Raw genomic sequence first — 23,019 nt, 5'->3', positions numbered from 1 at the left:
AGAGCACGACTGATGAAATTATTTGAGAAAACCCATCCCGTGACACAGTCAGAAGCGTTGCCTGGTCGCAATACCCCGATGCCGATCGCCACTTTGCATGCGGTAAACGAGCATTCCATGACAAATGTACCAGAAGGGATGGAAATCGCTTATTTTGCGATGGGTTGTTTCTGGGGCGTTGAACGCATGTTCTGGAGAATTCCAGGGGTTTACAGCACCGCCGCAGGTTATGCCGGGGGCTTTACGCCTAACCCAACTTATCGCGAAGTGTGTAGCGGAATGACCGGGCATACAGAAGCGGTGCGAGTGGTTTATGACCCCCAAATGGTGAGTTACGAGCAATTGTTGCAAGTATTCTGGGAAAATCACGACCCGGCCCAGGGAATGCGCCAGGGTGGCGATGTTGGCACACAATATCGTTCCGCAATTTACCCACTCACACCAGAACAGGATGCCGCCGCGCGTGCAAGCTTTGCACGCTTCCAGGAAGCAATGACGCTCGCCGGAGACGACCGCCACATCACGACTGAAATCGCCAACGCCGGCCCATTCTATTATGCCGAGGATGACCACCAGCAGTATCTGCACAAAAATCCATATGGATATTGTGGCATTGGTGGGATTGGTGTGTGTCTGCCGCCGCAAGGCTAAATCCCGGATAAGCGTCTGCGCCATTCGATAAAACTCGCATAAAGGGTGGATGACACTTGCGCTTATCCACCCGACAAAACCACGTTCCACGCCCCATTTGTACAAACGGTTACCCACGCTGCGTTTACGGTTAAATCACGTCTGTGATATGTTATATGGTAACAAATAAACCCAATGACGCAGATATCGTGCGCCCGAATGTAATGACTCCATGCAGCCCTCCCAATTTTCTGAACCAACGGAACCTTCACCGTTAACTTCTCAGGCTCGTTACTCTTTAGCGTCATCGCAGGCGATGCTGACTGCAAGATTAGTCTTCGGATTAAGTGCGCTAATTTTTTTGATGATTGTGGTGGCGCTTATTGTCAGCATTATTGAGCCATCTTCACGCTGGACGGCCTTGTTAAGCAGCCAGGCCACCTTGCTCATTTTGCTTGCTACCGCCGTATTTAATGCACAGCGAATTTGCCAGTGGCGAGCAGAAAAATTCTCCCCTGCACTAAAACCCGAAACAGCTCCCCTTGAAGCAGAGCAACCTCCAACCATTTATCAACGACTTGGCGCACTCATTCCCATCAACGTTGAACGCATCAATGCGTTACTTAAGAGTGATGGTGTCTGGCTGGCCTCAATGGCGGGATTCGTCTTATTCGTCGTGCAGGCAGGATGGGGAACCCATTACGTTCCGCTGGAAGACGGCAGCCTGCGCTGGGTGGCGGTCGGTATTATTGCATTGGCGATGTTTATCACACTGGTTGCTGAGCGCCATCTGGCAGCAACCTCAAATGAAGCCTGGCCGGAAGCCAAATTCATTGCGCCGATATTACGCCTGACTCTCACGGTACAATTTCTCTCTTTGCCAGCACTGATATTCCCGACAATAAACCTCTCAGTGTTGGTCAATCTGCCTGCGATCCTTGTGGGGTTGGTCGCCATTGAGTTTTTGCTGCGCGGCCTGTTCTCCCTATTCACTCCACCGGGCGAAGAAGACAGCGAACCCAGGTTCCTTGCTCAAAGCCAACTGGCAGCACAGCTTGTCTGGCCGCCGCGCCCGCTACTTTTTTTACAGCGCGAGCTGCACCAACATTTTGGCATTGATTTACGCCAGCTTTGGGCATTTACGGTATTGCGTCGGGCATTTTTACCGGTGTTGGCAGTCATGCTGTTTTGCGGTTGGCTATTGACCGGAATGCAGCAAGTTTCCCCAACCCAACGCGGTATTTATGAACGCTTTGGCAAACCGGTTGCCGTGTTGCCATCAGGCCTGCATTACGGGCTGCCGTGGCCATTTGGCCAGGTGATACTGGCGGAAAATGGTCAGGTTCATGAATTAGCAGCCGGAGAAGAAGCTGATGCTCCTTCAGAACCGCTGGCGAATGCGGAAGGAAACGCACCTCAAAGCGCAGATCGTCTCTGGGATGCAATTCATAGCTTTGATAAAGCGCAGATTATTGCCAGCCAAAGCGGAAACCAACAGGGTCTGCAAATTATTAATAGCGACGTGCGTTTTATGTGGCGCGTTGGGTTAACCGATAACGCAGCACTGGCGGCAACCTATAACAGCGCCAATTTGCCAGAGCTGATTCGCAGCGCCGCAAACCAGGTACTGGTGCATCAGTTTTCCTCACTGACACTTGAGCAGCTTCTGGGGGAACAGCGCATCGAATTAGCAAGCCAGATTAAACAGGCAGTGCAGCAAAAACTCGACAACTTACATAGTGGTGTAGAGCTGCTCTCGACCGTCGTCGAAGCTATCCACCCTCCGGCAGGGGCTGCCGATGCCTTCCATGGCGTACAGGCCGCGCAAATTTCGGCTCAGGCGCTCGTTTCTCGCGAACGTGGACATGCGGCAGAGCTGGCCGCCAGCGCGCAAACTACCGCTACCACGCGCCAGAACCAGGCACAAATGAACGCCACCGATGTGACCAGCAAAGCGCAGTCAACGGCGGTGCGTTTTGCCGCGCAGAAACAAGCGGTAGCGCAATCCGGCCAGGTGTTTGTCGATGAATTATGGTTTAGCCAGTTGCATCAAACTTTAGGCAAAAGCCCGTTGTTAATTATCGACCACCGTATTGGCGCGACCTCGCAGCCCACTATCGACCTGCGCGAGTTTCCCTCATTAAGCCAGGCAGCACGTAACGATGCACCTTCCAAACCGACACAGGAGTCTTCCCGTTGAGCCATTCACATCATCATGGTTGCAGCAGCGGTTGCCACCACAGCCACCATTCTGACGCTCCTGTCACTAAAGCTTGGAAGCGCATTGTTGGCGCAGGTGTGCTGGTGCTCATTCTTGCCGCCGCAGCAAGCCTTGTGCAGGTTCGCTCTGGCGAATCGCTGATTATTACCCGGTTCGGTAATCCGGTACGCGTGCTGCTCAATCCGGGTCTTGCGTGGCGCCTGCCCGCACCTTTTGAAATGTCGACCGCCGTAGATCTGCGCCTGCGAACGACATCGAGCGGCTTGCAGGATGTAGGCACGCGCGACGGGCTGCGCATCATTGTGCAGTCATATGCGGTCTGGCAGGTTGATAGTACCCCTGAACATGTGCAGCGCTTTATGCGCGCGGTACAAAACCAGCCCGATGAAGCGGCACGGCAAATTCGTGCTTATCTCGGCTCGGCACTCGAAACCACCGCAAGTGGCTTTACGCTCTCTCAACTGGTGAATACCGATAGCAAACAAGTGCAGTTAAACCAGTTTGAATCGCATCTGCAGGCGCAAATCAGCCAGCCCTTATTGGAAAGCTATGGCATTCGGTTGGTGCAGGTTGGAACCGAACGCCTGACCCTGCCCGCGGTAACGCTTAACGCTACAGTCGACCGGATGCGTGCCGAACGCGAGACCATTGCGACTGAACGCACCGCTGAAGGCAAACGCGCAGCAGCGGAAATCCGCTCGGCAGCCGAGCGTGATGCCCGCATTGTGGAAGCACAAGCACAGGTCCAGGCTGCCGATATCGAAGCGCAATCTCAGGCGCAAGCCGCCGAAATTTATGGCAAGGCGTACGCCAGTTCACCTCAGCTATACAGCCTGTTACGCCAGCTTGATGCGCTCAGCGGCGTGGTTAATTCCAGCACCCGTCTGGTGTTACGCACTGATGCCGCACCGTTCCGTCTGCTGGTAGAAGGGCCAAAGCTGGATAAAACTCATGAGTGAGCATCAAAAAAATAAATCTGCAGGCCCGTGGATGCAGTCAATACGCCTCGCCTTTTACGCACTGTATGCGCTGACACTACTGGCAGCAGCGTCCTGGTTGTTTTCGAATATTCGCCAGATACCCGCAGACAGCCGTGCCGTGGTACTGCACTTCGGCGCACAGCAACGAATTGCCGAACCGGGTTTGTTACTCACCTGGCCGAAGCCGATTAACGATGTGGTGATGGTGCCAGCACCTGACCGCGTGATCGAACACCACGTTACGGCGCTATTACGCTCGTTCGATGCACAACATGCCGATGCGCGTGGTGATAACAGCAGCGATGCACTGGCAGGTTCCGGTTACCTGCTAACTGGAGATTCAGGCGTGGTGCAGTTAGATATCAGCGTGTTTTACCGTGTTGTCACGCCAATGGCGTATGTATTGCAGGGCGAACATGTGATTCCAGCTCTCGACCGGCTGGTTGAACGTGCAGCCGTTGCGGTATGCGCCGCGCGCGATCTCGATACTATTCTTGTCGCCCGCCCGGAAATGGTCAGCGGCGATTTAAATGTCGCCGAGCAGCGCGAGCGCTTGCGTGCTGATGTTCAGCATAACGTTGAGCAAAATTTACAACGCCTTGCGCAATCAGGCAGCGATCTGGGGATAACGCTTGAGCGTGTTACGGTGCAGTCCACCTTGCCGGAAACCACAGTCACCGCATTCAATGCGGTATTAACTGCCAGCCAGCAAGCGTCACAGGCGATTGCTACCGCAAATACCGATGCTTCTTTAATTCGCCAGAAATCCACCCAGCTTGCTGACCAGACACGCCAGACTGCTCAGGCACAGGCACGTGAACGCGTGGCGAAAGCGCAGTCCGACACGGCGATGGTGGCACGTTTGGCCAACAGCCATAACGACCCTGACCTGTTAGCTCGGGTTTATCGCGAGCGCATTGCGGCAATTCTGGCACAGGCCGAATCCGTCATTACCGTCTCTCCAAAAGATGATGCGAATTTGATCCTGCAAGCGGCCGGGCAAAAGGAACCTTCGAAACCATGAGTACCCACACTGTTAACCCCGGCGGCGCACTGAGCCATCAGGAACAACGGCAGATTACCCGCCAGTTAATACTGGCACTGGTCGCCAGCAGCACATTAATTCTTGGTTTGCTATGGCGTGGCCTGGCACCCGATCAAGTCGCGGTGGCCGATATTTTACTGGGGGCCGCATCGCTGATGGTCGGCATTCCAGTATTGCGCCACGCCTTTTACAGCCTGCGATATCCGAGCTTGCATGGCATTACCGATCAACTGGTTGCGCTGGCGCTGATTGGCTCATGGGCGACCGGGGATTTACTCACTGCCGCATTACTGCCGCTGATTATGATCGTCGGCCATATCCTTGAAGAACGCAGTATGATTGGCTCGCAAGAGGCGATTGAAGCGCTCAGCAAATTGACCCACAGCCGGGCGCGACGCTTTGACGTAGATGGCAATCTGCACGAAATTGACAACCATGAACTGGTAGCTGGTGACATTGTCGAAGTGCGCGCAGGCGACCGGCTACCTGCTGACGGGCGAGTGCTGGAAGGAGCGGCGAGTCTGGATACCGCACCGATTACCGGTGAGTCCGTTCCGCTGGAAGTAAAGCCCGGCATGAATGTTTACGGTGGCGCAATCAATCTTGATGGGCGGTTGCGAATTGAAGTGACGCACATCGGCGAAACCTCAACGCTCGGGCGCGTAGTGGCATTGATGCAAAGTGCCGAGCAAGCCAGCCCACCGATTACCCGCCTGCTTGAACGTCACGCGGCGCGTTATCTGTTGCTGGTTTTATTGATTGCCGCCAGCACCTGGTTTTTGACGCAAAACGACCAGGCCATGTTAGCGGTATTGGTGGCGGCATGCCCTTGTGCACTGGTGCTCTCCGCGCCTGCAACTTCTATTGCTGGGCTAACTGTTGCCGCACGTCATGGTATTTTGATTCGTGGTGCAGCCTTCCTCGAAGAATTAGCCGAACTGAATGCAGTGATTATTGATAAAACCGGCACGCTAACACACGGCAAGCTGCAACTTCATGAGCTGATTCCTGAAGCAGGTGAGTCGCCTGAAGTTCTGTCTGCACTGGCGGCGAGCCTTGGAGCCACCAGTAACCACCCGGTAAGCCGGGCGCTGGTCAATATCGCCCCGCAAAACACATGGCCGCAGCTTGAAAATGTCCATGAACACCAGGGGCTGGGCGTATCGGCAACCACCGCTGCGGGTGACGCGTTTCTTGGTCGATATGAACTACTCAAAACTCAGGTTGCGGATTTACCGGAAGAACCACCACATGATGGCCCGATGGTTGGGCTGGTGCTGGGGGGGCGTTTCCGTGGCTGGATTTTACTGGCCGATAGCTTGCGCGACGAAGCTGCCAGTGCAATGGCGGAACTGCGTGATCTTGGGCTTAACCATCAACTCTTACTGACTGGCGACCGCGAAGCTGTGGCACAACGCATCGCGAAGAACGTGGGGATTAAAGACGTTATAGCGGGGGCATTACCCGCAGACAAACTCCACCAGGTCAGCGTGCAAATCGACAATGGCTTCCGGCCAATGGTCGTCGGCGATGGTATCAACGATTCCCTGGCAATTAAAGCGGGTGTGGTTGGCGTTGCGATGGGTGCAGGTGGCTCGGATATCGCCATGGCATCTGCGGATATTGTATTAATTGGCGGGGACTTACGCCGCCTGGGAACCTGCGTACGCTTAAGCCGCCTGTGCCGCCGCACCTTACAGATGAACGTGTTTATTGGGCTGGGCTGGACGCTGGTGATTGTCGTCGCCGCCGCATTTGGCTGGCTAGGAGCCTCAGGTGCGGTGGTCGCCGCCCTGTTGCATAACCTAAGCACACTGCTCGTTCTGGGCAATGCCGGGCGTTTGTTAAGGTTTGAAGAAAAACTGGGAGGGTGATTAATCACCATTGTAGGGTGGGTGAAGTTGCGCTTACCCGCCCTACAAAGAATTTTTGACGCCCCAATTCATCGTCCAAATTATGCCCTCTGGCAGCCCCATACACCCTTACGCTATATTAGTTCTCAATACTGCCAGTACTGGCAATCATTTCCTTCTTCACGCGAAAAATTGTGGATCGGCCGCAATTGCATAATTTGGCAATCTCATCCGGGGTGTTCTTCCCTGCCTGCAACATATCTATGATTTTTCTATGTAGTTCTTTGTTCTTTTGTTTGCCCTTGTACTTTTTAGCCTCTTTAGCAAGAGCGATCCCTTCGTTGCGACGTGACGCGATCATACCCCTCTCGAATTCTGCTACTGCTCCCATCATGGTTAAAATCAGGCGGGATTGTGGGGAGTTGTCGAAGCTCATAGAGTTTGCGAGGAACTGAACCGTGATCCCACGATCAACGAGGTTATCAATCATTTCCAGTAAATCGCGGGTATTACGTGCGAGGCGACAGATTGAGTGAGTGAGTAACGAGTGTGTCGCCATCGCGGAGGTGGGAAAGCAGGTTCAACAACTCAGGTCTTTCGCTGGTGGACTTGCCTGATTCTTTCTCTGTAACGATTTTGTCGCAAACAGGTTCCAGTACTGCCAACTGACGATCAAGATTCTGATCCTTCGTTGAGACTCTCGCATAACCAAAAATCATTTTCCTGCCCTCGCTACCGACTAGTGTCATTTAAATTAACTTAACGACACAGTATCATTTAAGTTCATTCAATATCTAAATGAGACTAAACGAGACGCAAAAGAGGAGTATCACAAGGGACTACCCAAAAGAGATTTCTGACCGTTCGTTTTTTAGTCAATGCTGGGTTACGTTATAAAATTATTATTTGTAACAATAGTCTTAACACTCAAGTCCTTATCGCTATTAAATAGAAAACCAACGCAGTTAGGTATGAAATGAAACTAAATATGGTGATGAAGACTTTTGTCTTTACCCATTGGGTTGTTTTTGATGGGAGGTTTTTGATGAATCTTATTTCATCATTATTCATATTTCTTGTGTAATAACCATTTTCTTTAGCAATTAAAGCAATGATAAAAAAAGAATCTCGCATAAAAGAAAAAAAGAATCCACCACTCTGATATATCATCACTTGTGTCGGTAGCATCTTAAATTCTTTTTTGAATAGCTCGCAAACTTCAATGAAATTTCGATTTGACATTAGATATTGAATGAAACAAAGCAATGTTGATAGTAAGGCAATAGCTACGAGTGTAGCCATTACCATTTCATTTGTATCGCTGAAAAGTTTATTTCCCATATACTTCATATACCTTATTGCCCATTGCTTCACCGCCAGCACTACCAAGCTCAGAACCAACATAGCCAGCAGTGCCACCAACAATAACAAGGCATGCTAATCCACCTATACCAGCAGTTCCAACACCAATCGCGACACATGCAGGGGCTGCTAAATAACCTGCACCAATACCAAGTCCTGTACCTCCAACAAAACTTCCTATTTCAGTGTATTTCTTTTTAGAACATTCGTCTTCACGACCAACAGAACAAGCCTCATTTATTTCATTGACTGAATGTAAGGCACTAAAGCCGATCCCTACATAACCAACATATCGCATAGCTGCTACATATTTTGCCGCTCGTTCTATATGCGTAGCATAACCTTCAATATCACTTATTCCTGTCTCATTCCATTTATGAGTAATTGAACTTGTTGACAAGCCAAGAGCATTTTTTATTTTAGTGTATTCACCAAATTTCATAGCTTTGTTTAGGAAACCTACTTTTAATACCCTTTCAAGCTCTTTGAATAGTTGAGCACGTCTTACATAGAATTGCTCTCCAATTAAAGCACCTCTTGTCATGTAAGTATTTTTATACGTTTCTTGAATTTCTTTGAGGATTCGTTCTATGTTCTCAAAATACTTACCGACTGGATCAGCAGCAAGGCCAATCCCTTTATCAGCAATGTTGCTAAAGTTAGCGATTGTTGCATAGTGATTGTGTAAGAAATTGGCTTCTTTATGTGTAAGCGGTTCTAATGCTGTATCAATACGTTGTTTTGCATCCTTCATATGTGCTATCTGTTCATCATCCTGCTTTTCAGGATCAACAAGAAGCATAATAGAACCTGCTTTATATTCCTTACCTTCCCCATTCAGTGAACGGTAAAGTTCCTTTGCTCCTGCTGGTGAACTACCTTCGAATAAGTACCGCTCATAAGCACCAGTTTCAGCACCGTAAGGAAGTACACAGAAGCCAGCATCTACTGGCTCACGTTTGGTTTCTTCCTTATATGGTTTTTTAGCTGTCTGAGCATGCTGTACTGGTTCATCCGCTTTTGTCGAAGTAGCCACTAAGGGAGCAGGAGCAACTATAGGAGTAGCCTTTACTGTACTATTTGTCTCAACTCCGTAGGAGGCGTATGGAAAAGATGAAATGAATCTTGCCCTACATGGACATGTACTGCGACTGTGTAATGTTCCCGCTGCTGCTACACCGTGAATCCAGTAATTAGGTATACCACCTGCGATATGGTATATCTTGCCATCTTTGCCACACGATACAGAATCGCCATTTCTCGCGGTAGCAATCCCTCCAAAGCTGTGATCTGGGGAGCCTGAAAGGATACTACCGCCACATGTTGTTTTGTCGCCTTTTCGCAGAAAATGACCAGTAGCCATAGAATCATCCTTAATGAAGTTTGTTAGCAGGTTTGGAACCATTCACTGCCAAAGAAGATACGATCCACATTTGCTTTTCGATGGAATAGGTGGATACACAGTATTGCGTTGCCGGGCTGATCATCGGTGTTGCGGTGACAAGTGCCGTTGATACAGCATTACGAGCGTGCTCTTTGATGAGATCGATAGGTTGAGAGTTCAGGATCTCCATTGATTCACAGTAACTGGCAAACTCTTCATGCCAGTAATCATTCATTCCCTCGAACAGGGATTTGTCGAATTTCAGGATTGCTTTGTTTGTAACGGGATCTAACCCTTCACCAATAGGGAATGACTCAGGGAATTGCAGAGTGCGGTATAGCTCTGTTTGCAAGATAAGGTTTCTGAAATCGTCAATTGAGAACCCAAACACAAGCATGATGCCTTAATGTGAATTATGAGCTTTTGTGTTGATCATCATTTCTGTAATGTTCAGATCAGAGAATGGGTAAACCTTCCATTCAGACGGGGTTTCTGCCTGATTCAGCACTTCAGCAGCAATTGCCGCATCAAGAATCGAAGTGTAAAGAGCCATCCCCTGAACATTGCCACCGCCAACCCACTGAGTCTCTAACCACTGAACCCCGTCATCATTTACCGTCATCCGGGCAACTGCGAAAAGTAAGGTTGGCTGATGTAATCGTTTGTACCCGGTACATAAAAATGGATCTTTTTGGTCATAACGTACTGTACTCAGGTTGTTTTTTAGACTTTAATTCTCACATGAATATTACGGTTTTGTACAGAGTTTGAGCTGTTAACCTCATGTTTTATCCACAAATACATAAAACGGAAAGTACTGAAAAATCATTTCATCGACATTAAAAGAGGCCGCTTTCGCGACCTTATGCCAGTACAAACACTCATTGAGAACGATCAAGTACCATGTACGCTGGCTGGCTGAATATAACAACGAGCGGCCTCATGAATCCGTGAACAACCTGACGCCAGAAGAGTACCGGCTGATGGCCGAAAACCCGGAAGTCTCAAAAAGTACGTGGAACTAAAACAGGTGTACTTACATAACAGCGGATAAAAACTCATCCTCTATTGGCTTATCTCTGACCCTTAAAAGCATTTCACGAATCAAAAGTGGGTTCGTCTTCCCCATTAGCTGAGATAGCCTTATATAACGGCTTCAGTGAGCTTTAAAGCACGGTACTGAGCCACATCTTTGTCCTGTGTCCTTAAGCTCACTCGAAGAAGCTTTCCATCTAATCGACACTGCCACATAAAAGAACGTTCTGAGGAAGCCGTTTTGTCTAAAAACTGCACATTTTGCTGTATAAAGATTGGATAAAGATCTGGTAAAGATTGCATGAAAACCCTCTATTAACTGAGAATGGTTCCCATAAAAGTCACTTCAACACTTTAGGGTACTTGAGCAGTCCAAATTATGCCCTCTGGCAGCCCCATACACCCTTACGCTATACTACCCGTTGAAATTGCTGGCCCAACCTCCACGGACTGGCAGTCAAAACGTATCAACCCTTAGATTTTCAACTACCCTTCCGAGGCTCTGGCTCTAAGCCGGATAAACTATGTTAAACAGTATTTTATTAATACTTCTTCTTATTTCCGTCAGTGCATTCTTCTCAATTTCGGAGATCTCACTGGCTGCTTCCCGCAAAATCAAACTCAAGCTGCTGGCTGATGATGGCAACCTTAACGCGCAACGCGTACTGAAAATGCAGGAAAGTCCTGGCATGTTCTTTACCGTGGTGCAGATTGGCCTGAACGCGGTGGCAATTCTCGGCGGTATCGTCGGCGACGCGGCGTTTTCCCCGGCCTTTAAAGTACTTCTGGAGCGTTTCTTCTCACCAGAAATGGCTGACCAACTGAGCTTTATCATCTCCTTTACGCTGGTCACCAGCTTGTTCATTCTGTTTGCAGACCTCACTCCGAAACGCATCGGTATGATTTCGCCTGAATCTGTTGCATTGCGAATCATCAACCCGATGCGCTTCTGTCTGTTTATCTTCCGCCCGCTGGTGTGGTTCTTTAACGGCCTGGCAAACGTCATTTTCCGCATTTTCAAACTGCCGATGGTGCGTAATGACGACATCACCTCTGATGATGTCTACGCCGTGTTTGAAGCCGGTGCGTTGGCTGGGGTGTTGCGTAAGCAAGAACATGAGCTGATTGAGAACGTATTTGAACTGGAATCACGTACTGTGCCGTCATCCATGACATCGCGCGAAAACGTTATCTGGTTTGATTTGCACGAAGACGAGCAGAGCCTGAAGAACAAAATTGCCGAGCACCCACACTCCAAGTTCCTGGTGTGTAATGGTGATATCGACCACATCGTTGGTTACGTGGATTCCAAAGAGCTGCTGAACCGCGTGCTGGGCAACCAGAGCATGGCACTCAACAGCGGTGTCCATCTGCGTAATACACTGATTGTGCCGGATACACTGACGCTCTCCGAAGCACTGGAAAGCTTCAAAACCGCCGGTGAAGACTTCGCGGTTATCATGAACGAGTATGCGTTGGTGGTGGGTATTATCACGCTGAATGATGTGATGACTACGCTGATGGGCGATCTGGTCGGCCAGGGCATGGAGGAGCAAATTGTTGCTCGCGATGAAAACTCCTGGCTTGTTGAGGGCGGTACGCCGATTGACGACGTGATGCGTGTGCTGGATATCGACGAGTTCCCGCAGTCTGGCAATTATGAAACCATCGGCGGCTTTATGATGTTTATGCTGCGAAAAATCCCGAAACGCACCGATTCGGTGAAGTTCTCCGGGTATAAGTTCGAAGTGGTGGATATCGATAACTACCGCATCGACCAGTTGCTGGTAACACGTATCGACAATAAGCCGACACCGTTGACGCCAAAACTGCCAGATTCAGAAGAACAATCGGCAGCGTAGTTCTCAAACGTCAGAAACACTAACGGCACCCTCAGGTGCCGTTTTTTTTACTTCGCTTTAATGCCCTAAATAATTCAAGTAACAGTAACGAGGCAAAGACCACTAATCTCCAGAAACATCATCCTTTATGTGAGTGGAGTAAGGGGCGAACCAACGCACCTGCGGCTTGAAATATGACGGGTATTTAAGCCATTTCCGCCTGCATACGAATTACCTGGCGGTTTACTTCAGACATAACGGATAAATGCTGCTTATCTTTCACTTTTGGGATAAGAATTTTGCCCTTATCAAATTCAAAAGCGCCAACGTCCTTGATGTACAACCGTCCACGGAACAGGATTTTCACGTACTTCGCCACCTGAAGCGGGTTGTACCGTTGGAAAATTTTCATTCTTCTTCTCTCCTGCAGTGTTAACACCCCTGCGGTTCCACATTTGGTCCGACAAAACGAGGCGAAAAATTTGGTGCCTGGAAACTATAGCCCATATACAAACTGGCACCTAGTTTGCACAATCTTATTTACGGTTTGATTACAATTTCTCAGAATAATCTTTGCAAATGTAAACAAAACTTAGTTTAAGCCTTCAAATTACAGGGATATGTGCGGTCACCCGCAAACTGGCATCGTTGTTGCGGGACAGATGGCTATTCAGCACATATGATTAAAACGTCATAATAAGTGGTCCGATCACCTGCATATAATAAGGAGTCATCATGTCCCTACGTACTACCCTTGCGCTTGCCTTGCTGTTGTTACCCCTTGCGGCATCGGCCCATACTTTTGAGAAAAATCACCGAGTCTCACCTATCGGTATTACGGATAAAGGTGAGCTGATGCTCGATAAAGATAAGTTTAGCTATAAAAGCTGGAATAGCGCGCAGTTACCTGGAAAAGTGCGAGTGCTGCAACTTATGGCCGGGCGCACCAGTGCAAAAGAGAAAAATGCCGGGATAATCGAAGCGATTAAAGCCTCTAAATTCCCACATGACCGCTACCAGACGACAACCATCGTCAATACCGATGATGCGATTATTGGCACAGGAATGTTTGTGCGTAGCAGTCTTGAGAGCAATAAAACCCAGTATCCATGGTCGCAAATTATCGTTGATAGCAACGGTGTTGCACAAAAATCATGGCAGCTGGAGAGTGGCAGCTCGGCGATTGTAGTGCTGGATAAAGAAGGTCGAGTGCAGTTTGCGAAAGATGGTGGTTTGACACAGGAAGAGGTGCAGCAGGTCATGCGCCTGCTGCAAGAGTTGCTCAATAAATAGAGACCCGAAAACCTGGATTCAGGAATGATTCGCGTGGGGTATAGTCGAGAGGCTTACCCTGCCAGTCATGCACGTGCGCACCAGCCGCTGACGCAACGGCGTGGCCTGCTGCGGTATCCCAGATATTGGTTGGCCCGAAACGCGGGTAAAGCTGTGCCTGCCCTTCTGCCACCAGACAGAATTTCAATGACGAGCCAATAGCGGTAGTCTGATGCTCCCCCATCTGCTGCAGGTACTCTTTGAGTTCCGGATCGTTGTTAGCATGAGAGCGGCTTATCACCACCAGCGGTGGACGGGCATCGTGCACGTGGATTTGGTTACGTACGCCGCACTCCTCTTTCCAGGCTTTACCTTCTGCCGCGCTGTACATCACGTTTAGCACTGGCGCATACACGACGCCCAGCACCGCTTTACCATTTTCGATAAGTGCGATATTAACGGTGAATTCCCCGTTACGTTTCAGGAACTCTTTGGTGCCATCCAGCGGATCGACCAGCCAGTAACGCCCCCAGCTTTGACGCGTCTCCCAGGACTGCGGGTCTTCTTCTGAAAGCACCGGAATGTCCGGCGTCAGTGTTTGCAGCCCTTGCAGGATAATGCCATGTGCGGCAAGGTCGGCCGCTGTGACCGGCGAGTCATCGGATTTTTGGGTCGCCTCTAGCGGCTTTTGCCCTTCATACACCTGCATGATGGCAGCTCCAGCCTCCCGAGCCAGTTGGCAAATTTTATCTAACATTCTCCACCTCATGTTGTGTCATGCAAATAACCTATTGTTTTACTTATATCTCATTGCGTCTTTATGCGCTATCTGTGAAGCGATTCCGGTTTAACGCTTCTCATTTCTGGCACACTTCACAAAAATGTAAGCAACAACGTTTATATACATAGCCTTTTGCAGCCTACCTCTAAAAAGGACCTTTTATCATGATCAAGTTTAGCGCAACGATGCTTGCCATGCTGGTTGCTACCAGCGCTCATGCGGCAACCGTTGACCTCCGTATCCTGGAAACCAGCGATCTCCACAGCAATATGATGGATTTCGATTACTACAAAGATACCTCTACGGAAAAATTTGGACTGGTGCGTACGGCAAGTTTGATCAACGCCGCGCGTGGTGAAACGTTAAACAGTGTACTGGTCGATAACGGTGACCTGATTCAGGGCAGCCCGCTCGGCGATTACATGGCGGCAAAAGGCCTGAAAAAAGGCGATATTCACCCGGTTTATAAAGCGCTCAATACGCTGGATTATGCGGTGGGAAACCTGGGCAATCACGAATTTAATTATGGCCTCGATTACCTACATATGGCGTTATCAGGCGCGAAATTCCCTTATGTGAATGCCAATATCATTGATGCTAAAACCAATAAACCGCTATTCACCCCTTATGTGATTAAAGAAACTGCCGTTAAAGATAAAGATGGCAAAGAGCAGACGCTGCGCATCGGCTATATCGGTTTTGTTCCTCCGCAAATTATGACGTGGGATAAAACCAATCTCGAAGGCAAAGTTACGGTGAAAGATATTACCGAAACTGCCCGTCATTACGTGCCTGAGATGCGTAAAAACGGGGCAGATTTAGTGGTCGTTATCGCCCACTCTGGCCTGTCCAGCGACCCGTATCATGCGATGGCTGAAAACTCAGTTTATTACCTCAGCGAAGTACCCGGCGTGGATGCGATTCTCTTTGGCCACGCCCACGCCGTGTTCCCGGGCAAAGACTTTGCCAATATCAAAGGTGTCGATCTTGAGAAAGGCACGCTGAACGGTATTCCAGCGGTGATGCCTGGTATGTGGGGCGACCACCTGGGCGTGGTTGATTTAGTGTTGAACAACGATAGCGGCGCATGGAAAGTGACCAGCAGCAAAGCGGAAGCGCGCCCAATTTATGACAGCGTGGCGAAGAAAGCACTGGTGCCAGAAGATGCCAAACTGGTGGAAGTGATGAAGCACGATCACGATGCCACGCGCGAGTTCGTCAGTAAGCCAATCGGCAAATCATCAGACAACATGTATAGCTACCTCGCACTGGTTCAGGACGATCCGACGGTGCAGGTGGTGAATAACGCCCAGCTCGCCTACGTTGAGAAATACATTCAGGGCGACCCTGATCTGGCGAACTTGCCGGTACTTTCCGCTGCTGCGCCATTTAAAGTTGGCGGACGTAAGAATGACCCGGCCAGTTTTGTGGAAGTGGAAAAAGGCCAGTTAACGTTCCGTAACGCCGCAGATTTGTATCTTTACCCTAATACGCTGGTGGTGGTGAAAGCCACTGGCAAAGAGGTTAAAGAGTGGCTGGAATGTTCCGCCGGGCAGTTTAATCAGATTGATGTGAACAGCACTAAACCGCAGTCGCTGATTAACTGGGACGGTTTCCGCACCTATAACTTTGATGTTATCGACGGCGTGGATTACCAGATTGATGTGTCACAACCTGCACGTTACGACGGCGAATGCCAGATAGTGAACCCGAATGCCGAGCGCATCAAAGGACTGACGTTTAAAGGCAAGCCAATCGACCCTAACGCGACTTTCCTGGTAGCGACCAATAACTATCGCGCTTACGGCGGCAAGTTTGCGGGTACAGGCGATAACCATATTGCTTTCGCGTCTCCAGATGAAAACCGCTCGGTTCTGGCGAACTGGATTACGGCAAGCAAAGAGATCCACCCGGCTGCTGATAACAACTGGCGTCTCGCGCCAATCCACAGTAATCAGAAATTAGATATTCGCTTTGAAACCTCACCTGGTGAAAAAGCGGCGGCATTTATCAAAGAGAAAGGCCAATATCCGATGAAAAAAGTCGGCAGCGACGAAATCGGTTTTGCGATTTATCAGCTTGATTTGAGCAAGTAATTTCTCAGGCGTCCCGTTTTCGGGACGCCATAACCCTTGGCAAATTCTCTTCTATCCAGTCGGCTAACGCAGCAACTTTCACGGCCACTTCTTCGCCCAGCGGCGTCAGGCTGTATTCCACATGCGGCGGCACAACCGGGTAGGATATTCGATTCACAAAGCCATCTGCTTCCAGCCATTGCAGCGTTTGGGCGAGCATTTTTTCACTCACCCCACCCATCTTACGGCGCAGGTCGCTGAAACGATGAGTCCCACTCTGCAAGGCCACCAGAATTAACACGCCCCAGCGGCTGGTGACGTGTTTTAACACATCGCGCGACGGGCACTGCTCGGCGAATAAATTACCATCACGCATTTGCTCAGTTAACGACAGTGGACGGGTTTCAACTACACTCATTTCATACTTACCTTTTTGTGCGTACTTACTAAAAGTTAGTGATAGTGATATTTTGACACAACTTAACCAGAAATCCACAGGAGATTTACCATGATCGCGATTACCGGAGCTTCCGGCCAACTAGGCCAACTCGTTGTTGAAGATTTACTGAATACCGTTGCAGCTAACCAATTGGTTGCCATCGTGCGTAACCCGGCAAAAATTCAATCATTTGCTGAGCGTGGTGTTCAGGTGCGTGCTGCCAGTTATGAAGATAAAGCGGCGCTAGTGCAGGCGCTGGCGGGCGTTGAAAAACTGCTGCTTATCTCTTCAAGTGAAGTCGGACAACGTGCGGTTCAACATCGCAACGTAATTGAAGCTGCTAAAGAAGCGGGTGTGGAGCTGATTGCTTACACCAGCCTGTTGCATGTTGATTCTTCCCCGCTGGGTCTGGCTGATGAACACATCGCTACTGAAAAAATGCTGAAAGAATCAGGCATTCCATTTGTGCTGCTACGCAACGGCTGGTATACCGAAAACTATCTCGCCAGCGTGCCACCAGCACTGCAACACGGCGTGTTTATTGGTAGCGCAGGCGAGGGAAAAATCGCTTCTGCAACGCGCGCTGATTATGCGGCAGCCGCCGCAAAAGTGATGACGCTGGAAAACCAGGCGGGCAAAGTTTACGAATTAGCGGGCGACCACGGCTGGACGCTGTCCGAACTGGCTGCTGAACTGACTAAACAGAGCGGTAAAACCGTGGTTTATCAAAATCTGCCAGAAGCTGATTTTAAAGCAGCATTGTTGGGTGCGGGTTTACCTGAAGGCCTGGCGGAGCTGTTGGCAAATTCTGATGTTGGCGCATCCAAAGGTGGCTTGTTTGATGACAGCCGTCAGTTGAGCGCGCTGATTGGTCGTCCAACCACTACGCTTGCAGAAAGCCTGCGTGCCGTGCTGTAAATGTTAACTTTCCGTTAAACATGGACGCCCCTATACTGATGGGGTGTCCAGATGGAGATTAACGTGCAAGGCGTACCTGACCAATTCAACGATGAAAAAGACAAAGCCCAATTTCGGCATCTGCCGCAATTGCCCGGTGTTGAGCTTTATCACGCTCATATTTCGCGTTACGCCTTTGAACCGCATACCCATGAAGCTTTTGGCATTGGCACGGTAACCTGGGGCGCTGAGCGTTTCCGTTATCGTGGTGTTCAGCATGTCGCAGCTACAGATTCGATAGTGTTGATGAACCCCGACGAGCTCCATACCGGCGAAGCAGCAACCGAAGATGGTTGGCAGTACCGCATGATTTATCTTGAACCGGAGATCCTCGAGTCAGTTACCGGCTCACGTAACTGGTCATTTAGTGATGTGGTCAAACACGATCCGCTGCGGGCAGGTCATATTTCACAATTGATTAATGGCTTGTGGAGCGAGAATGATGCTCTGGCACAGCAGGGCCTGTTACTGAATCTCATCGAAACTTTCCAACCATACGCTCGCCACGTACCATCCGGGCCGAAAGAGTCGGCACACCGCTTCGAACAAATTCGGGACTATCTGCACGATAACTATATGCAACCGGTGACGCTTGATGAGCTCGCGGCCGTAGTTTCGCTTAGCCCTTATCACTTTCAACGCACGTTCAAGGCGCACTTCCACGTCACTCCCCACCAGATGCTCATGGCAATTCGTCTTTGGCACGCTAAGCGATTACTGACGAATGGTATGCTGGCTGCTCAAGTTGCCGCAGCCAGCGGCTTAACCGATCAGGCACATCTGACGCGTGCTTTTTCCCAACGCTATGGCATCACGCCCGTGCGCTACCAGAAACAAGTCGCTCTGGCGTTTAAAGAGTAAAACCGCAAGCTGGTACAATATTTCCCCTCACGCCATGCCTACACTCAATCCAAAGCAATAAACGGAAGATGAAGATGTTAACTGGTGTGTTGTACGCCCTGCTCGCGGGGCTGATGTGGGGGCTGATTTTTGTCGGCCCGCTAATTGTCCCTGATTACCCTGCTGCAATGCAGTCGACCGGACGCTATCTTGCTTTGGGACTGATTGCGCTCCCGCTGGCATGGTTTGGGCGCCAGCGTCTGCGCCAGTTGTGCCGTGCGGACTGGTTTACCGCACTCAAGCTTTCCACCGTCGGCAATCTCATTTATTACGTCTGCCTGGCCAGCGCGATTCAGCGCACAGGGGCACCGATTTCGACCATGATTATCGGCACTCTTCCTGTTGTGATTCCGGTCTTCGCCAACCTGCTTTACAGCAAACGCGACGGTAAACTCCCGTGGCGCAGGCTGGCCCCTGCGCTAGTGATTATTGCCCTGGGCCTGGTGATGGTGAATACCGCTGAATTACGCACCGGGCAGCTCGATTTCAGCTGGTGGCGATATATCAGCGGCATCGGGCTGGCGTTTATCTCGGTTGCCTGTTGGGCTTGGTATGCGCTGCGTAATGCCAGATGGCTACGTGAAAACCCCGATAAGAATCCGCTGATGTGGGCCACGGCACAAGGGCTTGCGATCCTGCCATTTTCACTGCTGGGTTATATTGCCGTTTGCCTGTGGATGTCACGCACCAACAGTGACTTTACCCTGCCCTTTGGCCCGCGCCCGGAAGTGTTTTTAGCGTTGATGCTCGCCATTGCTCTGTTCTGTTCATGGCTCGGTGCTTTGTGCTGGAACATTGCCAGCCAGCGTTTACCGACTGTTATTGTCGGCCCGCTGATTGTCTTTGAAACGCTGGCAGGACTGGCTTACACCTTTATGCTGCGCCATAGCTGGCCGCCATTGCTGACATTACTGGGCATTGTTTGTCTTGTCATCGGCGTGGTGATGGCCGTTCTGACCAAACCGCAGAAAAGTACGCTAGCTGAGGTGGTTGTTGTGACGGACAAATAGCGCCTTACCTCGAAATAGTCATAGCGCCAACTTAAAGATGCATTTAATATGCATCTTATATTATCGACAACGAGGTATTTGCTCATGGCTTTTCGCGACCAACCTTTAGGTGAACTGGCTTTAACTATTCCACGCGCATCTGCGCTGTTCCGTAAATTGGATCTCGATTACTGCTGCGGCGGGAAGCAGACGCTTGTACGTGCCGCAACGCGTAAAGAGTTGGATTTGGACGCGATTGAAGCTGAGCTCGCAAAGCTTGCTGAAGAGCCAATCGAGAAAGAGTGGCGTACCGTGCCGCTGGCCGAAATTATCGACCACATCATCGTGCGTTATCACGACCGCCACCGCGAACAGCTGCCAGAACTGATCCTTCAGGCAACGAAAGTTGAGCGCGTACATGCGGATAAACCAAATGTGCCAAAAGGTTTAGCGAAATATCTGACTATGCTGCATCAAGAGCTGGGCAGCCACATGATGAAAGAAGAGCAAATCCTGTTCCCAATGATTAAGCAGGGTATGGGTTCTCAGGCAAATGGTCCTATCAGTGTGATGGAAAGTGAGCATGACGATGCGGGCGAACTGGTCGATGTGATCAAACACACCACCAATAACGTTACGCCACCGCCGGAAGCTTGTACCACCTGGAAAGCGATGTATAACGGGATTAATGAGCTGATTGACGATCTGATGGAACACATCAGTCTTGAGAATAATGTGTTGTTCCCACGCGCTTTGGCTGGCGAATAACCGTAATTAAGCGCCTCCTCCATGGAGGAGGCGCTTAAAATTACTTACGCATTTCCGCGATGCGTTTCTTGCCGATAAACATCCAGCACACACCCAACAATACAAACCACAACGGCGTCACGATCAGCGCCTGGCGGGTATCTTGTTCCAGCGTTAGCAGCACAATCACAAACACGAAGAACGCCATACACACCCAGCACATCAGCTTACCAAGCGGCATTTTGTAGATAGATTTCTCATGCAAATGTGGGCGCTGTTTGCGATACACCAGGTACGAGCACAAAATAATCGTCCAGACGAACATAAACAGAATCGCCGACACGGTAGTTATCATGGTGAATGCTGCGATCACGTTAGGGTTCACGTAGAGCATCACCACGCCACCCAGCAGGCAGATACAGGAGAAGGTCAAACCCTTCGCCGGAACAGCTCGCTTAGAGAGTTTGGCGAATGCTTTTGGCGCCATACCATCTTGTGCCAGTCCAAATAGCATACGGCTGGTTGAGAACACTCCGCTATTGGCAGAAGAAGCCGCAGAAGTCAGCACCACAAAGTTGATGATACTCGCAGCCGCGGGCAGGCCCACCAGCACGAACAATTCAACGAACGGGCTTTTATCTGCCACCACGGAACGCCATGGCGTTACGGACATAATGACGATCAATGCGAACACATAGAACATGATGATGCGGATCGGAATCGAGTTGATGGCGCGTGGCAGAGATTTTTCCGGGTCTTTAGTTTCTGCAGCCGTCGTTCCCACCAGCTCAATACCCACAAACGCAAATACCGCTATCTGGAAGCCTGCGAAGAAACCGCTGATGCCTTTCGGGAACCACCCACCGTCATTCCACAAGTTGTTGATGGAAGCCTCTACACCAGACGGGGAATGGAAGTTGGTCAAAATCATCACCAGGCCGATAACGATCAGCGCAACGATGGCGACAATTTTAATCATCGCAAACCAGAATTCCATTTCACCGAACATTTTCACGGTGGCGAGATTAAGACTCAGCAGCAAGATGATCACGGCAAGCGACGCCACCCAGTCGGATAAACCGGGGAACCAGAACTGCGCGTAGGCAGTTATCGCGACAACATCTGCCATGCCGGTTACTACCCAGCAGAACCAATAAGTCCAGCCGGTAAAATACCCCGCCCATGGACCCAGTAAGTCTGCCGCAAAGTCGCTAAAAGATTTGTATTCGAGATTAGAAAGCAGCAGTTCGCCCATCGCACGCATCACGAAAAACAGCATAAAGCCGATAATCATATATACGAAGATGATGGATGGACCCGCGAGGCTAATCGTCTTACCGGAGCCCATAAACAGGCCAGTTCCGATGGCGCCACCGATGGCAATAAGCTGAATATGGCGGTTGGTTAAATTACGCCGCAGAGATTGTTCTGACGGCTCTTCAGCAACGTCAGAAACCTTTATCTGATCTACCATGTTGTATTTTTCCTGTACCTGTCTGTTGTGTTCAGGCTCTACCGGCCTTTATAAAAATTAAAATAGTGAGGATGTGATGTTGTTGTTCCGGGGAACTCAAAGATAGTAGGGAAGAATTGGCAGGTTGAATACTAAGAAAGAAATTATTTGTTAATTTAATGTTTGTTTTGAGTGCAAAATCACGACCATAAAGTGAGCAGCCTCACAGAAACACTCAGGAAGGTAGTATTTACCAGATAAAATCACGCTAATTTTGTTAACTACCAAATAAAAACCCCGCCGGAGCGGGGCCTTGAACGCTTACAGAATTTCCAGCAGTTCAACTTCAAAAACCAGAGTGCTGTACGGAGGAATTGACGCACCAGCGCCACGCTCACCGTAAGCCAGGTTATGAGGAATAGTCAGTTCCCACTTTGAGCCAACTGGCATCAGCGTCAGAGCTTCAATCCAGCCTGCGATAACGCCGCTTACCGGGAATTCAGCTGGTTCGCCACGCTGTACGGAGCTGTCGAACACGGTGCCATCAACCAGTTTACCGGTGTAATGTACACGAACGTGATCTTTACGCGCTGGGATTGGGCCAGTGCCTTGAGTCAGAACGCGGAATTGCAGGCCAGATTCGGTGCTGCTCACGCCGTCTTTCTTAAGGTTTTCTTCGAGGAATTTCACGCCTTCAACAGCCAGTTCTTTCTGGCGTTCCTGGCGAACGGCGTCGGCACGCTCGTGAACTTCACGCAGTGCGCGATGAACCACATCAACCGGAACTGCCGGGGCATTCCCTTCCAGCGCATCACGCAGACCAGCTACCAGTGCTTCTGGCAGCAGGCCTTGCAGACCAGATTCACTCAGTTGTTGACCTACTTGTAAACCAATACCGTAACTTGCTTGCGCTTCGACGCTGTCAAAAGAAGGGGTCGTCATGGGATTTCCTTTAATGGTATTTAAAAGCAAGCCCGCAGCATAGCAGCGTCAACCTGACGGGTAAAATGCAAAAGCGGCAAAGGTGACAAATGCAGGCGAAACAGGAACAATGC

At 50.0% G+C, this 23,019-nt stretch carries 23 protein-coding genes and 1 pseudogene; 13 read left to right on the top strand and 11 right to left on the bottom strand.

Annotated features, from left to right (window positions below):
• The first annotated feature begins 12 nt into the window (after positions 1 to 12).
• The 5 genes from msrA (at position 13) to IX31_RS19475 (ending at position 6,750) form a co-directional block, all read left to right on the top strand.
• On the top strand, positions 13 to 651 hold the full coding sequence (gene msrA, locus IX31_RS19495) for a peptide-methionine (S)-S-oxide reductase MsrA (protein ID WP_034461227.1): 639 nt from the start codon (positions 13 to 15) through the stop codon (positions 649 to 651).
• Positions 652 to 862: 211 nt separating this feature from the next.
• Positions 863 to 2,830, top strand: a complete 1,968-nt coding sequence (gene hflK / locus IX31_RS19490) for a protease modulator HflK (RefSeq protein WP_034461224.1) — start codon at positions 863 to 865, stop codon at positions 2,828 to 2,830.
• Complete coding sequence (gene hflC, locus IX31_RS19485; protein WP_034461223.1) at positions 2,827 to 3,810, top strand: protease modulator HflC; 984 nt, start codon at positions 2,827 to 2,829, stop codon at positions 3,808 to 3,810. Before hflK ends, hflC begins: the two co-directional genes overlap by 4 nt.
• Positions 3,803 to 4,855 carry an SPFH domain-containing protein gene (locus tag IX31_RS19480; RefSeq protein ID WP_034461221.1) on the top strand — a complete coding sequence of 351 codons (1,053 nt, stop codon included), beginning with the start codon at positions 3,803 to 3,805 and terminating at the stop codon, positions 4,853 to 4,855. Before hflC ends, IX31_RS19480 begins: the two co-directional genes overlap by 8 nt.
• Complete coding sequence (locus IX31_RS19475; RefSeq protein ID WP_034461219.1) at positions 4,852 to 6,750, top strand: heavy metal translocating P-type ATPase; 1,899 nt, start codon at positions 4,852 to 4,854, stop codon at positions 6,748 to 6,750. Before IX31_RS19480 ends, IX31_RS19475 begins: the two co-directional genes overlap by 4 nt.
• A gap of 118 nt (positions 6,751 to 6,868) precedes the next feature.
• On the opposite strand, the gene IX31_RS23830 is transcribed toward IX31_RS19475, so the two are convergent.
• From IX31_RS23830 to IX31_RS19450, 6 genes are all read right to left on the bottom strand, one after another.
• Positions 6,869 to 7,219, bottom strand: a complete 351-nt coding sequence (locus IX31_RS23830) for a recombinase family protein (RefSeq protein ID WP_422110236.1) — start codon at positions 7,217 to 7,219, stop codon at positions 6,869 to 6,871.
• A 19-nt stretch (positions 7,220 to 7,238) separates the two neighbouring features.
• Positions 7,239 to 7,448, bottom strand: a complete 210-nt coding sequence (locus tag IX31_RS23825; RefSeq protein WP_422110235.1) for a recombinase family protein — start codon at positions 7,446 to 7,448, stop codon at positions 7,239 to 7,241.
• A gap of 208 nt (positions 7,449 to 7,656) precedes the next feature.
• Positions 7,657 to 8,031: a hypothetical protein gene (locus IX31_RS19465; protein WP_157837388.1), complete on the bottom strand. Its 375-nt coding sequence runs from the start codon at positions 8,029 to 8,031 to the stop codon at positions 7,657 to 7,659.
• A gap of 28 nt (positions 8,032 to 8,059) precedes the next feature.
• Complete coding sequence (locus tag IX31_RS19460) at positions 8,060 to 9,454, bottom strand: PAAR domain-containing protein (protein ID WP_034461216.1); 1,395 nt, start codon at positions 9,452 to 9,454, stop codon at positions 8,060 to 8,062.
• A 10-nt stretch (positions 9,455 to 9,464) separates the two neighbouring features.
• Positions 9,465 to 9,827 (bottom strand): hypothetical protein, encoded by a 363-nt coding sequence (locus IX31_RS19455; protein WP_198528585.1) that lies wholly within the window; start codon positions 9,825 to 9,827, stop codon positions 9,465 to 9,467.
• 51 nt (positions 9,828 to 9,878) lie between these two features.
• Positions 9,879 to 10,097, bottom strand: coding sequence for a hypothetical protein (locus IX31_RS19450; protein ID WP_034461213.1), 219 nt, complete (start codon positions 10,095 to 10,097; stop codon positions 9,879 to 9,881).
• Positions 10,098 to 10,383: 286 nt separating this feature from the next.
• Between IX31_RS19450 and IX31_RS22675 the strand changes: the two are divergent.
• Together IX31_RS22675 and paeA are read left to right on the top strand one after the other, a co-directional pair.
• A pseudogene (locus IX31_RS22675) lies at positions 10,384 to 10,500 on the top strand (integrase core domain-containing protein); the annotation flags it as partial.
• Positions 10,501 to 11,034: 534 nt separating this feature from the next.
• Positions 11,035 to 12,372 (top strand): polyamine export protein PaeA, encoded by a 1,338-nt coding sequence (paeA, locus tag IX31_RS19445; RefSeq protein WP_034461211.1) that lies wholly within the window; start codon positions 11,035 to 11,037, stop codon positions 12,370 to 12,372.
• Positions 12,373 to 12,556: 184 nt separating this feature from the next.
• Here paeA and IX31_RS19440 read toward each other — a convergent pair whose 3' ends face one another.
• Positions 12,557 to 12,763, bottom strand: coding sequence for a DUF1107 domain-containing protein (locus tag IX31_RS19440; RefSeq protein ID WP_034461209.1), 207 nt, complete (start codon positions 12,761 to 12,763; stop codon positions 12,557 to 12,559).
• 323 nt (positions 12,764 to 13,086) lie between these two features.
• Between IX31_RS19440 and IX31_RS19435 the strand changes: the two genes are divergently transcribed.
• Positions 13,087 to 13,644 carry a YtfJ family protein gene (locus IX31_RS19435; RefSeq protein ID WP_034461208.1) on the top strand — a complete coding sequence of 186 codons (558 nt, stop codon included), beginning with the start codon at positions 13,087 to 13,089 and terminating at the stop codon, positions 13,642 to 13,644.
• Here IX31_RS19435 and cysQ read toward each other — a convergent pair.
• Positions 13,634 to 14,380, bottom strand: a complete 747-nt coding sequence (gene cysQ / locus IX31_RS19430) for a 3'(2'),5'-bisphosphate nucleotidase CysQ (RefSeq protein ID WP_034461206.1) — start codon at positions 14,378 to 14,380, stop codon at positions 13,634 to 13,636. The genes IX31_RS19435 and cysQ overlap by 11 nt on opposite strands.
• 188 nt (positions 14,381 to 14,568) lie before the next feature.
• Here cysQ and IX31_RS19425 point away from each other — a divergent pair, with 188 nt between their 5' ends.
• Positions 14,569 to 16,500 (top strand): bifunctional 2',3'-cyclic-nucleotide 2'-phosphodiesterase/3'-nucleotidase, encoded by a 1,932-nt coding sequence (locus IX31_RS19425; protein WP_034461204.1) that lies wholly within the window; start codon positions 14,569 to 14,571, stop codon positions 16,498 to 16,500.
• Between the two features lie 4 nt (positions 16,501 to 16,504).
• Here IX31_RS19425 and IX31_RS19420 read toward each other — a convergent pair whose 3' ends face one another.
• Complete coding sequence (locus IX31_RS19420) at positions 16,505 to 16,897, bottom strand: winged helix-turn-helix transcriptional regulator (protein WP_034461203.1); 393 nt, start codon at positions 16,895 to 16,897, stop codon at positions 16,505 to 16,507.
• A gap of 90 nt (positions 16,898 to 16,987) precedes the next feature.
• Here IX31_RS19420 and IX31_RS19415 point away from each other — a divergent pair, with 90 nt between their 5' ends.
• The 4 genes from IX31_RS19415 (at position 16,988) to ytfE (ending at position 20,532) form a co-directional block, all read left to right on the top strand.
• The gene (locus IX31_RS19415) at positions 16,988 to 17,836 is read left to right on the top strand and encodes an SDR family oxidoreductase (protein WP_034461201.1); all 849 of its coding nucleotides are present in this window, start codon (positions 16,988 to 16,990) and stop codon (positions 17,834 to 17,836) included.
• A 63-nt stretch (positions 17,837 to 17,899) separates the two neighbouring features.
• Positions 17,900 to 18,736: an AraC family transcriptional regulator gene (locus tag IX31_RS19410; protein WP_034461364.1), complete on the top strand. Its 837-nt coding sequence runs from the start codon at positions 17,900 to 17,902 to the stop codon at positions 18,734 to 18,736.
• Between the two features lie 74 nt (positions 18,737 to 18,810).
• A complete protein-coding gene (locus IX31_RS19405) occupies positions 18,811 to 19,785 on the top strand; it encodes a DMT family transporter (RefSeq protein ID WP_034461200.1) in 975 nt (324 codons plus the stop codon).
• Positions 19,786 to 19,869: 84 nt separating this feature from the next.
• Complete coding sequence (gene ytfE / locus IX31_RS19400; RefSeq protein WP_034461199.1) at positions 19,870 to 20,532, top strand: iron-sulfur cluster repair protein YtfE; 663 nt, start codon at positions 19,870 to 19,872, stop codon at positions 20,530 to 20,532.
• Between the two features lie 40 nt (positions 20,533 to 20,572).
• Here ytfE and cycA read toward each other — a convergent pair whose 3' ends face one another.
• Complete coding sequence (cycA, locus tag IX31_RS19395) at positions 20,573 to 21,985, bottom strand: D-serine/D-alanine/glycine transporter (protein ID WP_034461198.1); 1,413 nt, start codon at positions 21,983 to 21,985, stop codon at positions 20,573 to 20,575.
• A 300-nt stretch (positions 21,986 to 22,285) separates the two neighbouring features.
• On the bottom strand, positions 22,286 to 22,906 hold the full coding sequence (fklB, locus tag IX31_RS19390) for a BamJ family beta-barrel-assembly machinery protein (protein ID WP_034461196.1): 621 nt from the start codon (positions 22,904 to 22,906) through the stop codon (positions 22,286 to 22,288).
• Between the last annotated feature and the right edge of the window lie 113 nt (positions 22,907 to 23,019).

Source organism: Buttiauxella noackiae (assembly GCF_000737905.1).
Taxonomy (GTDB): Bacteria; Pseudomonadota; Gammaproteobacteria; order Enterobacterales; family Enterobacteriaceae; genus Buttiauxella; species Buttiauxella noackiae.
Note: the sequence above shows the minus strand (reverse complement) of the source record. Positions and strands in the feature narration are given on the sequence as shown.

Bases quoted from the DNA above. Each gene is read 5' to 3' on its own strand.
- msrA (WP_034461227.1), top strand. From the start codon at position 13: ATGAAATTATTTGAGAAAACCCATCCCGTGACACAGTCAGAAGCGTTG.
- hflK (WP_034461224.1), top strand. From the start codon at position 863: ATGCAGCCCTCCCAATTTTCTGAACCAACGGAACCTTCACCGTTAACT.
- IX31_RS19480 (WP_034461221.1), top strand. From the start codon at position 3,803: ATGAGTGAGCATCAAAAAAATAAATCTGCAGGCCCGTGGATGCAGTCA.
- IX31_RS19475 (WP_034461219.1), top strand. From the start codon at position 4,852: ATGAGTACCCACACTGTTAACCCCGGCGGCGCACTGAGCCATCAGGAA.
- IX31_RS23830 (WP_422110236.1), bottom strand. From the start codon at position 7,219: ATGATTGATAACCTCGTTGATCGTGGGATCACGGTTCAGTTCCTCGCA.
- IX31_RS23825 (WP_422110235.1), bottom strand. From the start codon at position 7,448: ATGATTTTTGGTTATGCGAGAGTCTCAACGAAGGATCAGAATCTTGAT.
- IX31_RS19465 (WP_157837388.1), bottom strand. From the start codon at position 8,031: ATGGCTACACTCGTAGCTATTGCCTTACTATCAACATTGCTTTGTTTC.
- IX31_RS19460 (WP_034461216.1), bottom strand. From the start codon at position 9,454: ATGGCTACTGGTCATTTTCTGCGAAAAGGCGACAAAACAACATGTGGC.
- IX31_RS19450 (WP_034461213.1), bottom strand. From the start codon at position 10,097: ATGACGGTAAATGATGACGGGGTTCAGTGGTTAGAGACTCAGTGGGTT.
- paeA (WP_034461211.1), top strand. From the start codon at position 11,035: ATGTTAAACAGTATTTTATTAATACTTCTTCTTATTTCCGTCAGTGCA.
- IX31_RS19440 (WP_034461209.1), bottom strand. From the start codon at position 12,763: ATGAAAATTTTCCAACGGTACAACCCGCTTCAGGTGGCGAAGTACGTG.
- IX31_RS19435 (WP_034461208.1), top strand. From the start codon at position 13,087: ATGTCCCTACGTACTACCCTTGCGCTTGCCTTGCTGTTGTTACCCCTT.
- cysQ (WP_034461206.1), bottom strand. From the start codon at position 14,380: ATGTTAGATAAAATTTGCCAACTGGCTCGGGAGGCTGGAGCTGCCATC.
- IX31_RS19425 (WP_034461204.1), top strand. From the start codon at position 14,569: ATGATCAAGTTTAGCGCAACGATGCTTGCCATGCTGGTTGCTACCAGC.
- IX31_RS19420 (WP_034461203.1), bottom strand. From the start codon at position 16,897: ATGAGTGTAGTTGAAACCCGTCCACTGTCGTTAACTGAGCAAATGCGT.
- IX31_RS19415 (WP_034461201.1), top strand. From the start codon at position 16,988: ATGATCGCGATTACCGGAGCTTCCGGCCAACTAGGCCAACTCGTTGTT.
- IX31_RS19405 (WP_034461200.1), top strand. From the start codon at position 18,811: ATGTTAACTGGTGTGTTGTACGCCCTGCTCGCGGGGCTGATGTGGGGG.
- ytfE (WP_034461199.1), top strand. From the start codon at position 19,870: ATGGCTTTTCGCGACCAACCTTTAGGTGAACTGGCTTTAACTATTCCA.
- cycA (WP_034461198.1), bottom strand. From the start codon at position 21,985: ATGGTAGATCAGATAAAGGTTTCTGACGTTGCTGAAGAGCCGTCAGAA.
- fklB (WP_034461196.1), bottom strand. From the start codon at position 22,906: ATGACGACCCCTTCTTTTGACAGCGTCGAAGCGCAAGCAAGTTACGGT.